At 73.8% G+C, this 13555-nt stretch carries 11 protein-coding genes; 5 read left to right on the top strand and 6 right to left on the bottom strand.

Features of this window, described 5'->3' with window-relative positions:
• Window positions 1-128: 128 nt before the first annotated feature.
• Together IE180_RS27020 and IE180_RS27015 are read left to right on the top strand one after the other, a co-directional pair.
• Complete coding sequence (locus IE180_RS27020; RefSeq protein WP_190159564.1) at window positions 129-986, top strand: phosphotransferase enzyme family protein; 858 nt, start codon at window positions 129-131, stop codon at window positions 984-986.
• Between the two features lie 47 nt (window positions 987-1033).
• Entirely contained in the window at window positions 1034-1864 is an 831-nt protein-coding gene (locus IE180_RS27015; RefSeq protein ID WP_190159563.1) for an alpha/beta fold hydrolase, read from the top strand.
• Window positions 1865-1934: 70 nt separating this feature from the next.
• Here the strand turns inward: IE180_RS27015 and IE180_RS27010 are convergent, their stop codons facing one another.
• The 4 genes from IE180_RS27010 to IE180_RS26995 form a co-directional block, all read right to left on the bottom strand.
• The gene (locus IE180_RS27010) at window positions 1935-2657 is read right to left on the bottom strand and encodes a 3'-5' exonuclease (protein ID WP_190159562.1); all 723 of its coding nucleotides are present in this window, start codon (window positions 2655-2657) and stop codon (window positions 1935-1937) included.
• A gap of 87 nt (window positions 2658-2744) precedes the next feature.
• Window positions 2745-4013, bottom strand: coding sequence for a DUF5919 domain-containing protein (locus IE180_RS27005; protein WP_190159561.1), 1269 nt, complete (start codon window positions 4011-4013; stop codon window positions 2745-2747).
• Between the two features lie 121 nt (window positions 4014-4134).
• A complete protein-coding gene (locus IE180_RS27000) occupies window positions 4135-5466 on the bottom strand; it encodes a copper amine oxidase (RefSeq protein ID WP_190159560.1) in 1332 nt (443 codons plus the stop codon).
• A gap of 54 nt (window positions 5467-5520) precedes the next feature.
• Window positions 5521-6369 carry a Tat pathway signal sequence domain protein gene (locus IE180_RS26995; protein WP_229860919.1) on the bottom strand — a complete coding sequence of 283 codons (849 nt, stop codon included), beginning with the start codon at window positions 6367-6369 and terminating at the stop codon, window positions 5521-5523.
• A gap of 138 nt (window positions 6370-6507) precedes the next feature.
• Here IE180_RS26995 and glgX point away from each other — a divergent pair, with 138 nt between their 5' ends.
• Window positions 6508-8628 carry a glycogen debranching protein GlgX gene (gene glgX, locus IE180_RS26990; RefSeq protein ID WP_190159559.1) on the top strand — a complete coding sequence of 707 codons (2121 nt, stop codon included), beginning with the start codon at window positions 6508-6510 and terminating at the stop codon, window positions 8626-8628.
• 44 nt (window positions 8629-8672) lie between these two features.
• Here the strand turns inward: glgX and IE180_RS26985 are convergent, their stop codons facing one another.
• Window positions 8673-9896, bottom strand: coding sequence for an MFS transporter (locus IE180_RS26985; protein ID WP_190159558.1), 1224 nt, complete (start codon window positions 9894-9896; stop codon window positions 8673-8675).
• A gap of 81 nt (window positions 9897-9977) precedes the next feature.
• Between IE180_RS26985 and treY the strand changes: the two genes are divergently transcribed.
• Window positions 9978-12305: a malto-oligosyltrehalose synthase gene (gene treY / locus IE180_RS26980; protein WP_229860917.1), complete on the top strand. Its 2328-nt coding sequence runs from the start codon at window positions 9978-9980 to the stop codon at window positions 12303-12305.
• Window positions 12306-12439: 134 nt separating this feature from the next.
• Window positions 12440-13009 (top strand): hypothetical protein, encoded by a 570-nt coding sequence (locus IE180_RS26975; protein ID WP_229860916.1) that lies wholly within the window; start codon window positions 12440-12442, stop codon window positions 13007-13009.
• Here the strand turns inward: IE180_RS26975 and IE180_RS26970 are convergent, their stop codons facing one another.
• Entirely contained in the window at window positions 13010-13501 is a 492-nt protein-coding gene (locus IE180_RS26970; RefSeq protein ID WP_190159557.1) for a hypothetical protein, read from the bottom strand. It lies immediately after the preceding gene.
• Window positions 13502-13555 lie beyond the last annotated feature (54 nt).

The following is a 13555-nucleotide window of genomic DNA, read 5'->3' as shown; positions in this document are numbered from 1 at the left end:
CTGCTGATGACGTCGCCGTGGGAACCCCGTCATGGTGCTGACGGGGCGTGGGGCCGTCAAGGCGCCCTGCGGGACGATCCGCGCGGATGGGAGACTTTGGCCGGAACGCACAGGTGAGGGAGAGGTCGATGGACGAGGCGCGGGCACGGGAGTTCCTGGCCGGGGCGGGGCTGCCGGTGGAGGAGGCGCGGCTGCTCGCCCTCGGGGAGAACGCGGTCTTCGCGGTGGGCGACCTGGTGGTGAAGGTCGGCCGGGACGCGGAGCTGTTCGCGCGGGCCGAGCGGGAGCTCGCGCTGGCCTCCTGGCTGGAGGCGGCGGGTGTCCCGGCCGTCCGGGCCGCCGAGGAGAAGCCCCGGCTCGTGGACGGGCGTCCGGTCACGCTCTGGCACCGGCTGCCGGATGCGGTGCGGCCGACGGAGCCCCGTGACCTGGCGCCGCTGCTCCGGGCCGTGCACGCGCTGCCGGAGCCGACGGGGCTCGCGCTCCCCCGCCGTGAGCTGCTCGGCGGGGTCGAGCGGTGGCTGCGGCTCGCGGGGGACGCGATCGACCCGGCGGACGCGGCGTTCCTGCGGGAGCGGCGCGACTCCTTCGCCCCGGCGGCGGCCGCGCTCACCCCGCACCTGGCCCCGGGCCCGATCCACGGGGACGCCCTCCCCCGGAACGTGCACGTGGGCCCCGACGGCCCGGTCCTGGTGGACCTGGAGACCTTCTCCTCCGATCTGCGCGAGCACGACCTCGTGGTCCTCGCCCTCTCCCGGGACCGGTACGGACTGGACCCGGCGGCGTACGAGGCCTTCACCGGGGCGTACGGCTGGGACGTCAGGGAGTGGGAGGGGTGCGCGGTGCTGCGCGGGGCGCGGGAGACCGCGAGCTGCGCGTGGGTGGCCCAGCACGCGCCCTCGAACCCGAAGGCGCTCGCCGAGTTCGAGCGGCGGGTGGCCTCGCTGCGGGACGGAGACCCCGAGGTGCGCTGGTACCCGTTCTGACATCATGTCCCCCGTCGAACCGGCCGGCGACGAACGGGGTGTCGAGGATGCGCGTGGAACTGTCGGACGTCTCGCTGGACGTCGAGGTGAGCGGCGAGGGTCCAGCGGTCCTGCTGGTGCACGGCTTCCCGGACTCGCACCACCTCTGGCGCCATCAGGTCGCCGCGCTCACCGCGGCGGGCTTCCGGTGCGTCGCCCCGACGCTGCGGGGCTTCGGCGCCTCCGACCGCCCCGAGGGCGGCCCGGAGGCGTACCACCCGGGCAAGCACGTGGGCGACCTGGTCGAACTCCTCGCCCGGCTGGACCTGGACCGGGTCCATCTGGTGGGCCACGACTGGGGTTCGGGCATCGCCCAGGCCCTGACGCAGTTCTTCCCCGACCGGGTGCGGAGCCTGAGCATCCTGTCCGTGGGGCATCTGGCGTCGATCCGGTCCGCGGGCTGGGAGCAGAAGCAGCGCTCCTGGTACATGCTGCTGTTCCAGCTGGCCGGGCTCGCCGAGGACTGGCTGGCGCGGGACGACTTCGCGGGGATGCGGGACATGCTGGGCGAGCACCCGGACGCGGAGGCCGTGATCGAGCCGCTGCGGGCGCCGGGCGCGCTGACGGCCGCGCTGAACATCTACCGCGCGGGCATCCCGGCGGAGGTCCAGTTCGGCGTCGAGGCACCGGCGGTGCCGCTGCCGGAGTCCGTGCCGGTGATGGGCGTGTGGTCGACCGGCGACCGGTTCCTCACCGAGCGCTCGATGTCCGGGACGGAGGAGTACGTGTCGGGCGACTGGCGCTACGAGCGGGTCGAGGACGCGGGGCACTGGCTCCAGCTGGACCGGCCGGAGAAGGTCAACGAGCTGCTGCTGTCCTTCCTCGAGGAGAACTCCTGAGGGACCGGTTCCGGTCGGACGTCGCCGATCCCGGCCGGCCGCTGCCGTCGGCCCGGCCCGGTGGGGGGCCTCAGGTCGCCGCGACCGCCTCGCGCAGGGGCCATGCGGAGTCGACGACCGCCTCCGCGTCGCCCTTGCCGCGCAGGAAGGCCTGGAAGCCCTCGGCCCAGACGCGGTACCAGCCGATCTGGCGCTCGTGCAGCTCGGCCGGGTCGAGGGCGGCGACCTGCGGGTGCCGCTCGGCTATCGCGACGGCGACCCGGACGGCGGCGAGCGCGTCGGCGGCGGCCTGGTGGGCGGCTTCGAGCACCACGCCGTACTCCCCGCAGACCGCCTCCAGGGTGCGCTTGCCGCGCCGGTAGCGGTCGACGGCCCGGTCGATGGTGTACGGATCGACGACCGGCCCGATGGCCGTCCCGCCGAGCCGCTCCTCCAGGGAGGGGAGCCCGTGGCGGCGGAGCTCGGCGGCGAGGAGCGTGAGGTCGAAGGAGGCGTTGTACGCGACGACCGGGACGCCGTCCTCCCAGTAGGCGGCGAGGGTCGTCGCGATCTCGTCGGCGACCTCGCGGGCCGGCCGGCCCTCGGCCGCCGCGCGCTCGGTGCTGATGCCGTGGATCGCGGCGGCCTGCTCCGGGATGCGGATGCCCGGATCGGCGAGCCAGTCCCGCCGCCGCCTGACCTGCCCCCCGCCGTCGACCTCGACGACCGAGGCCGTGACGATGCGGGCCTCCAGCGGTTCGGTGCCGGTCGTCTCCAGGTCGAAGCCGACAAGGGTCGAGCCGTGCCAAGCCATCGGGTCCTCCTTGCGTGATCTCCCCCGTGGTGCTGACCACCCTCGCACGCACCACTGACAACGTCCCCGGCCGCCCCCGGGGGCGGGTCAGGAGACGGGCCGGGAATCGAGCCAGACCGACTCGAACTCCTCCCGGTACGTCTCGAAAAGTCCGTGATCTCCGTCACGGGCGGCCTGTCCGTGCCGGACGACGTTCCGTCCGCCGCCGCGCAGGACGAGGACCGGCGCCTCCATGCCCCGGGCCCGGCGCAGGTACGACTGGACGACGCCCACGCCGTCCGGCCCGTCGCCGTCCACCAGGTAGGCGGTGAAGCGCGGGGTCTCGTCGAAGACGTGGATCTGGAAGGCGCCCGGATCGCGCAGTTTCGAGCGGACCCGGCGCATGTGCAGGATGTTCATCTCGACCGAGCGGCTCAGCTCGCCCTTCTTCAGTCCGAGTTCGCGCTCACGGCGCTTGACGGCGCTGCTGGCGGGGTTGAGGAAGAGCAGCCGGGTGCGGCAGCCGGACTCGGCGAGCCGGACCATGCGGCGGCCGGAGAAGTTCTGCACGAGCAGGTTGAGGCCTATGCCGGTGGCGTCGAGGCGGCGGGCGCCGCCGAAGAGGTCCTCGGCGGGCAGCTGCCGCTGCAGCCGGACCCGGTCGGGGTGGACGGAGACGACGTCCGCGTACCGGTCGCCGACGAGGTCCTCGACCGCGTCCACGGGCAGCCGGTCGGCGGACGGCACCCCGGCGCCGCCGCCGAGGATCTCCAGGATGCGGGCGGAGGCCCGCTCGGACTGGGCGAGGACGGTCAGCGAGAGGGCCCGGTTGCGGGAGACCACGTTCCGCGTGACCTCCAGCTCGTCGAGGGCGAGCTCGACCTCGCGCCGGTCGTCGAAGTAGGGCTCGAAGCAGGGCCAGTGCTGCACCATCAGCTCGCGCAGCTGCGGCAGCGTGAGGAAGCTCAGCACGTTGTCGTCGGCCGGGTCCAGGAGGTAGCCCTTGCGCCGGGAGACCTCGCGGACGGCGACGGCCCGCTGGACCCATTCCTGGCCGGCGGGTCCGGCCGCGGCCACCACCCACTCCTCGCCGTGCACCGGTTCGTACACGGGCCGCAGGACGGCGGCGACCACGGCCCGCAGCCGCTGTTCGACGAGGTTCAGCCAGATGTAGGCGCGGCCGGCGCGCTGGGCGCGGGTGCGGACCTCGCTCCAGGCCTCGGGGCCCCAGTCGAGCTCCGCCCCCATCTCCACCGGCCGCCCGACGGTGACCGTGCCGGGTGGCACGGCCGCTCCGGGCGGCGCCTCCGCGGGGTCGGCCGGGCCCCCCTCGTGACCCGCGTCACCTGGGGGCAGCTCCAGACCTCCCGAGCTCACCCGCGCACCGCCTTCTGCTCCCGGACACCCGTTCCGGCGGACAGGATGACCATGTGACAACGATCAAGGAAGGGTACTCCGCGAGCGGGAGGCGGTGCAGCAGGATCGTCAGGCTGCTTCCTCAACTCCCCAGATCGGGCTGTCCGTTCTGGGAGGCGAGATCGGCCGGAGTGAGCGGATTCATAGCGGTTACGTCCCTGGGCGCGAGCTGGAAGCCCTGCCAGTGGACCGGCATCGGCTGCTGGTCCTCGTCCCGGGCGATGTGGTGGAACCCGATGTTGACCCACACGGACGGTTTGGTCAGGGTCTCACCGTTGACCCATTTGTCCACGCTGTCGCCGGCACCGGCCGCGCAGCCGCCGATGTTGTTGCTCGCGAACTTCTCGCAGGCGCGGGACTGGGTGAAGTACACGTCGTGGCGGGTGAAGCCGCGTCCTGCGTGGGTGTCGGTGTGGCCGGGCACGATCTCGTACGAGCGGGCGTGGCCGTCGGCGTTCTTGCCGGTGCCGCTGACCACCCGCCACCAGCGCATGTTCTTCGCGTCGCCGGCGAGTTCCTTGGTGACGACGGTGCGCTTGGTCTTCACGGTGGGTCCGCCGCCGCCCGCGGGGGGCGCGGTGACGGTGGAGTCGAACTGCTCGATCCGGTCCTTGGTGGAGCCGTCCAGGCCGAAGTCGAGCTTCCAGAAGACGTTGTGGGCGTGGCTGGTGGCGTAGCCGCGGGCGCCCTTGCCGAGGGGCCAGCCGCGTCCGTCGGTGGCGTTGTAGTCGACGGGCGAGAGGCTGCCGGTGGCGCCGACGTTGGCGCCGATGGTGCCGTCGGCGGTGAAGCGCCACTCGGTGATGTACTCGTACCAGCCGACCTTGTTGACGGTGTAGACGAGCAGGTCCTTGGCCTGGGCCTGCCAGACCTTGGAGCCGCCGTCGCCGGCCATGCGGTACGCGTGCCCGCGCGCCCGCGTGGTGGTGCACAGGCCCTTGACGTCGCCGACCTCGGCCACCTTGACGGTGGTGATCGTGCCGCCGGGGCATTCGGCCGGCTTGAGGTTCTGCAGGCCCCAGCCGAAGCCGGCGCCGGTGAGGTCGTCGTACTCGGCGCCGCCGTCGTCGTACGGCACGTGGATCTGGGCGAGCCGGGCGCTGTCGAGGACCTTGATGGGGGCGGCGGCGCCGGGCGGCTGGTAGGTGACCCGGTCGAGCGTGAGCCCGGCGTCGGTGTCGTACCGCCAGCACATGCGCCAGGTGGTGCCGCCGTCGAGCTTCCGCGTGATGCGGTACGCGGCCGAGCAGTCGGGCGTGGTGCGCGCCGCACTCGTCGGCGCGGGCGGGTTGGGGGCGGCCGTGGCGCCGGTCGCGGGGCCGGCGGCGGCCGTGGCGGTGCCGAGCAGGGCGGCGGCGGTCAGGACGGCGCCCCGCTTGCGGGTGCGGCCGTTCCGGATGCGCTGGATGGACATGGGGACGTACTCCCTCGTACGTGTCGTGAGGCTGTGGGGTGGCCGGGCCGGTGGTCAGCCGACGCGGGCGACGGTCCTCGCGGAGAGGTCGACGATCAGGTTCCGGGTGTCGATCCAGGCCCCGTTGGGGACCTTGGTGACGAGCCGGACGCACCGGTGCTCCCCGCAGCGGGTGAGCGCCGCGGGCACCTTGCTCTCGCGGTAGGGGCGGTAGACGTCGCCGTTGGACCACAGCTGCTCGCTGGAGGTCAGCTCCTTGCCGGTGGCGTCCCGGTAGTCCTCCTCGACGCCCTTGCCGAGCGGGCTCGCGAGGATCAGCTCCAGGGCCTCGCGCAGCTCGTCCGGGTGGGCGGAGGGCTGGACCCCGCGCTGCGCCCCGGAGCTCTCGACCTTGCCGGTGTCGAGGTTGACGGTCCTGGTGATGAGCTCGTCCCGGCCGTAGTCGTAGAGACGGACCTCGGCGCGGCGCGAGGCGTCGCCCGGGACCGGGTCGGCGAGCCGGGTGCCGAGGCGCTGGGGGCCCCGGCCCCCCGTGACGTCCCGCTGTGCGGAGGCGGCGGGCGGGGTCAGCGCCAGCGCCTCGGCCCGGGCGAGTTCGTCGTCCGTGAGCGGGTCGGCGCCGACGCCCTTCTTCCCCTCGGCCGCGGGCGGGACCACGGTGGCCGGCGGCGGCGCGGATCCCGCGGCCCCCTCTGCGGCCTCCCCCCGGCCGGTGGCACCGGCCGGGCCGCCGGCCGTCGCACCGGGGGCCCCGGCGACCCCGGTGGGTCCCCCCGTTCCGGCGGATTCGTCCGCCCCCGCTGATCCCGGCAGGCCGATGGCGACCGCGACGGCGGTTCCCGTCACCGCCATGGCCGCTCCGGCCACCACCTTCCCCAGGTGGCGGCGCGCTATTTCGTACACACTTCCCCCTCTGTCCCCCTCTTGGTCTGCGGTCACCCGGTAGGACGGGGCGAAGTCCTAGGAGGTTGCCACTCTTTCGGGCAGGATCTGGCCGAAGAAGACCTACAAAACCCGGACAGAAGAGGAAGAGTCGTATCCATGCAGGTCTGGCCGGGACAGGCGTACCCCTTGGGCGCCACCTATGACGGAGCAGGAACCAACTTCGCGGTCTTCTCGGAGGCCGCCCACAGGATCGAGCTGTGTCTGCTGCACGACGACGGCTCGGAGACGGCGGTGGAACTGCGCGAGACCGACGCGTTCGTGCGTCATGCCTATCTGCCGGGCGTGATGCCCGGTCAGCGGTACGGGTTCCGGGTGCACGGCCCGTACGCGCCGGAGCGCGGGCTGCGCTGCAACGCGGCGAAGCTGCTGCTCGACCCGTACGCCCGCGCGGTGTCGGGACAGATCAAGTGGGGCGAGGCGGTCTACGGCTACCCGTTCGGGCGGCCCGACGCGCGCAACGACCTCGACTCGGGCCCCCACACCATGGCCTCGGTCGTGGTCAACCCGTACTTCGACTGGGGCGACGACCGGCGCCCGCGCACCGAGTACCACCACACGGTGATCTACGAGGCCCACGTGAAGGGCCTCACGATGCTCCATCCGGACCTCCCGGAGGAGCTGCGCGGGACGTACGCGGGGCTCGCGCACCCGTCGGTCATCGGCCATCTGAAGGAACTGGGCGTGACCGCGCTCGAACTGATGCCCGTACACCAGTTCGTGAACGACCACCGGCTCGTGGACGCGGGGCTCTCCAACTACTGGGGCTACAACACGATCGGCTTCTTCGCCCCGCACAACGCCTACGCGTCCTGGGGCGACCGGGGGCAGCAGGTCCTGGAGTTCAAGTCGGCGGTCCGGGCGCTGCACCAGGCGGGCATCGAGGTCATCCTCGACGTGGTCTACAACCACACCGCCGAGGGCAACCACCTGGGCCCGACGCTGTCCTTCCGGGGCCTGGACAACCCCTCGTACTACCGGCTCGCGAACGACCGCCGGTACTACATGGACACCACCGGCACCGGGAACTCGCTGCTCATGCGCTCCCCGCACGTGCTCCAGCTGATCATGGACAGCCTGCGGTACTGGGTGACCGAGATGCACGTGGACGGTTTCCGCTTCGACCTGGCGGCCACCCTGGCCCGCCAGTTCCACGAGGTGGACCGGCTGTCCTCCTTCTTCGACCTGGTGCAGCAGGACCCGGTGGTCAGCCAGGTGAAGCTGATCGCCGAGCCGTGGGACGTGGGCGAGGGCGGCTACCAGGTGGGCAACTTCCCGCCGCTGTGGACCGAGTGGAACGGCAAGTACCGGGACTGCGTGCGGGACCTGTGGCGCGGCGAGCCGCGCACCCTCGCCGAGTTCGCCTCCCGGCTGACCGGCTCCTCCGACCTGTACCAGGACGACGGGCGGCGCCCCCTCGCCTCGGTCAACTTCGTCACCTGCCACGACGGCTTCACCCTGCGCGACCTCGTCTCGTACAACGACAAGCACAACGAGGCGAACGGCGAGGGCAACCGGGACGGCGAGAGCCACAACCGCTCCTGGAACTGCGGGGCGGAGGGCGAGACCGAGGACGTCGGGATCGCCGAGCTGCGCGCCCGCCAGATGCGCAACTTCCTCGCCACGCTGATGCTCTCTCAGGGCGTGCCGATGCTCAGCCACGGCGACGAGTTCGGGCGGACGCAGGGCGGCAACAACAACGCGTACTGCCAGGACAACGAGGTCTCCTGGGTGCGGTGGCCGAAGGAGAGCGGCGACGCGGAGTCCACGCTCCTGCGGTTCACCCGGGCGATGGTCCGGCTGCGCCGGGACCATCCGGTCTTCCGGCGCCGCCGCTTCTTCCACGGCAGGCCGGTGGAGGGCACCCACGACGAGCTGACCGACATCGCCTGGTTCACGCCCGAGGGCGAGGAGATGACCTCCCGCGACTGGCAGGCGGCGCACGCCCAGGCGCTGACCGTCTTCCTCAACGGCAACGCCATCTCGGAGCCGGGTCCGCAGGGCGAGCGGATCGCCGACGACTCCTTCCTGCTGATGTTCAACGCCTCCTCGCAGGAGCTGGAGTTCGCGGTGCCGGACAGCCACGGGTGCTGTTGGCGCATGGTGGTGGACACCTCGGACCCGGAGGGCATGCCACCGCGGGAGGGCCCGGAGCTGGCGGCCGGCGAACGGGTGGCGCTGGCGCCGCTCAGCCTGACCGTGCTGCGCCGGCCGGCCTGAGTTCCCCGGAAGGAGCGGACGACCGGGTTCCCGTACGGGAGGGCTCAGGCGGCCGGCCCGAACTCCCGGACGGGAGCGGTGCCCCGGACCGTCCAGGACAGCGCCGCGCAGGCCACGGCCGCCCCCACCGCCACCGCGAAGGCGGCGGGGGCGCCGTGGCCCTCGGCGAGCCGGCCGGAGAGGGCGAGCGCGAGGGCCTGGCCGCCCACGATCCCGCTGGTGAGGAAGGCCATCGACTCGGAGAGCCGGACGGCCGGCACGATCCGCTCGGTGAGCCCGAAGACGGTGATCAGGTGCGGGGCGTAGGCCGCGCCGAGGACCACGACGACCGCGTACAGCGCGGCCAGGGAGTCCACCAGGAGCAGCGGCGCGGAGAGGACGACGAGCCCGGCGGTGGCGGCGCGCCAGCGGGTCGCGAGCCCGATCCGGGCGGGCACGGCGGCCATGGAGAGTCCGACGGCGGCGCTCATCACGCCCATGGCGGCGTAGACGAGCCCGGCCTGCGCGGGCACGCCCAGCTCCTCGGTGAGGGCGGTGATCCCGGCCTGCGAGGCGCCGAACATGGCGCCCTGGAGGACCATCGTGCCGCGCAGGGCGTACGCGGATCCGGGCAGCCGCGTCCGTTCGGCGGCACCCGTACGGGTGGAGACGGCCGGCGCTTCGGGGGCGGTCGCCCGGGCCGTCGGGTGGAGGGCGAAGGCCGTCCCGCAGCCGGCCAGGAGCAGCGCCGCCAGGAGGAGCGCGGCGGCGGGGTGGGCGAGGGCGGCGGCGAGGCCGACGAGGGCCGGGCCGAGGACGAAGGAGACCTCGTCGAGGGTGCCCTCGAAGGAGAGCACCGCGCCGACGAGCCGGTCGTCCGCGCCGGACCGGCGGGCGAGGGCCACGGAGCGGGTCCGGGCGAGCGGCCCGACCTGCGGGACGGTGGCCCCGGCGAACGCGCCGAGCACCATGAGCGGGCCGGTGGCGGTCCCGGCGAGGGCGGCGAGGACCAGGGCGGTGACGGCGACCGCGTTGGCGAGGGAGGCCGCGAGGACGATCCCGCGCTGGCCGTGCCGGTCGGCGAGCCGGCCGACGAGGGGCCCGGCGACGGTCTGTCCGGCGGCGAGCGCCCCGCCCGTGAGGCCGGCGGTGGCGAGCGAACCGCTGGTCTCCGCGACCAGGAGCAGGCTGCCGAGCTGGCACATGGCGGTGGGCAGCCGGCCGAGGAAGGAGACGACCGGAAGGGCCGGGCCGAGCAGGGACAGGGTGTCGCGATACGTCCGGAGCATCACGCGAACGTAACGCGATGCACTCGAACGGGTGCATGGGGCGATGACACAGAAGCCCTCCGGCGGGGTACGTACGTTCGCATGACGCCCATTCCACCCACCTCGACCTACCGGCTGCAGCTCCAGCCGGCGTTCCCGTTCGCGGCCGCCGAGCGCGCCGTGCCGTACCTGGCGGGCCTCGGGGTCTCGCATCTGCACCTCTCCCCCGTCCTGGAGGCGGTGCCCGGCTCGACCCACGGCTACGACGTCACCGACCACCGGTCGGTACGGGCCGAACTGGGCGGCGAGGAGGGGCTGCGGGCCCTGGCGGCGACCGCGCGGGCCCACGGCCTCGGGCTCGTCGTGGACCTGGTGCCCAACCACATGGCGGCCTCCCCGCGCCACAACCACGCGCTGCGCGCCGTGCTCCGCGAGGGCCCCGACTCGCCGTACGCCCGCTGGTTCGACATCGACTGGCGCGCCGGGGACGGCCGGGTGCTGCTCCCCGTGCTGCCCGCCCGGCTCCCGGAGGTGCGGGACCGGTTCCGGGTCTCCGGCGGGGCCCTGCACCTGGACGGTCAGAAGTTCCCGCTCCGCGCGGGCACCGAGGGGCTGCCGCTCGACGAGCTGCTCGACGCCCAGTGGTACCGGCTCGGCTGGTGGCGGCTCGCCCGCACCGAGCTCGGCTACCGCCGCTTCTTCACCATCTCGGACCTGATCGGGGTGCGGGTGGAGGACCCCGAGGTGTTCGCGGCGAGCCACGCGAAGATCGTGGAGCTGGTGGAGGACGGGGTGATCGAGGGGCTGCGGATCGACCACCCGGACGGACTCGCCGACCCGCAGGGCTATCTGGAGGACCTGGCGGCGGCGACCGGCGGCCGGTGCTGGACGGTCGTCGAGAAGATCCTCACGGGGTCCGAGACGCTGCCCTCCGCCTGGCCGGTCGCGGGCACCACCGGGTACGACGCGCTGCGGCAGCTCGACGGCGTCTTCACCGACCAGGGAGGAGCCGACGAACTCGCCGATCTCTACCGGGAGTTCGTGGGCAAGACCGGGGACCGGGGCGGCCGCTGGGAGGCGACCGCGCACCGCGCCGCGTACGAGGTGGTGGGCCATGACCTGGCCGCCGAGACGGCCGCGCTGACCCGGATCGCCGACCGGATCTGCGCCGCCGACCCCGAGCTCCGGGACCACGCCCCCTGGGCACTGCGCACCGCGATCCGGGAGCTCCTCGTCCGGGTCCCCGTCTACCGGCCCTACCGGACCGGCGGCGAGGAGGTGCTGACCCCGGAGGCGGCGCGCGGCGCGAAGGCCGCGTTCGCGGTGCCGGAGGAGGCGACGGCGGTCGACGCCGTACGGGACCTGGCGCTCGGGAAGCGGGGCGACGGGCCCGATCACCGGGCGTTCCGCGCGCGGTTCGCGCAGACCTCGTCCGCGCTGCGGGCCAAGTCCGTGGAGGACACCGCCTTCTACCGGTACACCCCGCTGCTCTCGGCGAACGAGGTGGGCGGCGACGCGGGGCGTCCGGCGGTGCCGGTGGAGGAATTCCACGCGTACTGCCGGCGGATCGCCCGGGACTGGCCCGACACCGGCACCGTGCTCTCCACCCACGACACCAAGCGCAGCGCGGACGTCCGGGCCGGGATCGCGGTGCTCTCCCAGTGCCCGGAGGTGTGGGCGGAGCTCCTCGCGGAGGTCGCCGGGGTGCCCGCGCCCGATCCGCACGTGGCGTGGACGGCCTGGCAGACGGCCTTCGGCCTCGGCGTCGCGGACCCGGACCGGCTGGTTCCCGCCGTCCTCAAGTCCGTGCGGGAGGCGGGGCTGCGGACCAGCTGGACGGAGCCGGACGAGGAGTACGAGCGGGCGGTGGCCGAGTTCGCGGCGTCCGGACCCGGCCGGATCCCGCTCCGGACGGCCTCGGAGGCGGCCTTCGCCCTGGAGCCGCACATCCGGGCGCACGCGCTCGGGGCCGCGCTCGCCCAGCTGACGATGCCGGGGGTGCCGGAGCTGTACCAGAACACGGAGCGGGAGTACCGGGCGCTCGTCGACCCGGACAACCGGGCGCCGTTCGCGGTCGGCCCGGAGGACGAGCGGACCGCCCTGGTCCGGGCGGCGCTGGGGCTGCGGCGCGCGCACCCGGAGGCCTTCGGCGCGGGCGGCACGTACGTCCCGCTGACGGCGGAGGGCCCGGCGGCCGCGCACTGTCTGGCCTTCGCCCGCTCCGGCCGGGTGGTCACGGCCGTGACCCGGCTCTCGCTGCGGCTCGCCCAGGCGGGCGGCTGGCAGGACACGGAGCTGGTGCTGCCCGAGGGGCGGTGGGTCGACGCGCTCGACGGGGTGCGGGAGTTCACGGGTGGTCCGGCGACGGAGGTGAAGCTGGCGGAGCTGTTCGCGGAGCGGCCGGTGGCGCTGCTCGCCCGGACGGAGTGAACCGGAGGGGCGGGCGACCGGGCCGGGCGGAACGACCGGTCGGACGGAGCGACCGGGTGGGGCAGAACGACCGGGCCGGGCGGAACGACCGGGTGGGGTGAGGCGCCGTCCCCGCCCGTGACAAGCTGATGATCATGACAAAGGATCAAACCGGTCGACTCATCGGCGCCGCCTTCGGGCTCGTGTTCGTCCAGGCCAACGCGGGCGCCCTGCCGACGGCGGTCGCGACGCCGCTGCGTCTCCTCGCGATCGCCGCTTTCCTGGGCGTGGTCGTGTTCGGGCGCCGGCGCGGCCCGGCCGCGCCGGCGGCCGGGGCCGCCACCGGTCCCGGCGTCGGATTCGGGCGCCGCTACTGGTACGTGGTGGCGGCGGAGGTCCTCGGCCTCGCGGCCGGGCTCCTGGTGATCAGCCGTGTGCTGCACGTCCCACAGGCGGCGGTGGGCTGGATCGCCTTCGTGGTCGGCGTGCACTTCTTCGGCCTGGCGGTGACCTGGCGCAGGCCCGCGCTGCACGTCCTCGCCGCCGCGCTCACCGCCTGCGGTGCGGCGGGCCTGGTGCTCGCGGCGCTCGACGCCCCCGTCACCGCCGTCAGGGTGACCGCCGGAGTCCTCCCCGGCGTCCTCCTGCTCGCCGCCGTCTGGCGCTCCGGCCGACAGGACCCGGCCGCGGACGCGGACCGGGTCCTGTCGGACAGCCGGGGGTGATCAGGAACGGGAGGCGCGGGTGACCTCGCACCTGGTGTACTCGGAGCCGTCACCGGTGCCCGTGTACGGGGTGGTCAGTTCGGCGCTCCGGGAGGCACCCGCCGTGACGGCGATGGCGGACTTCGTCGCGGTGGCCGGGACGGCGGTGCCGCCGGTGGCCCCGGTGAACTTCATCGTGACGTCGTAGTCGTAGTCCATCAGACCGTCGTTCTTGACGGTGATCCGGGCGACGAGGTTCTTCGTCGCCGGGTCGAACTTGCACGCGTCGATGGTGATGTCGCGCGAGGCCTTGTCCGAGCTGCTGGAGCCGCCGGACACGGATCCGCCGGAACTGCCGCCCGTGGTGCCGTCGTTGTCGCTGTGGCCGCCGCTGCCGTTGCTGTGGCTGCCGGAGCCGCCGCCGCAGCTGCCGCCGTGCGAGCCGCGGGCACCCGTCAGGGCGACGACCGCGATGCCGAAGACGGCGATCGCGCGGGCATGACGCATCTTCATTTTTGAATCCCCGTGGAAAGTGGTGGAACGGGCGCCCTTTGACGGGCGCACGTC

The sequence above is a fragment of the Streptomyces litmocidini genome, from assembly GCF_014649755.1.
Classification (GTDB): Bacteria; Actinomycetota; Actinomycetes; order Streptomycetales; family Streptomycetaceae; genus Streptomyces; species Streptomyces litmocidini.
This window is presented reverse-complemented; position numbering and strand designations above follow the sequence as displayed.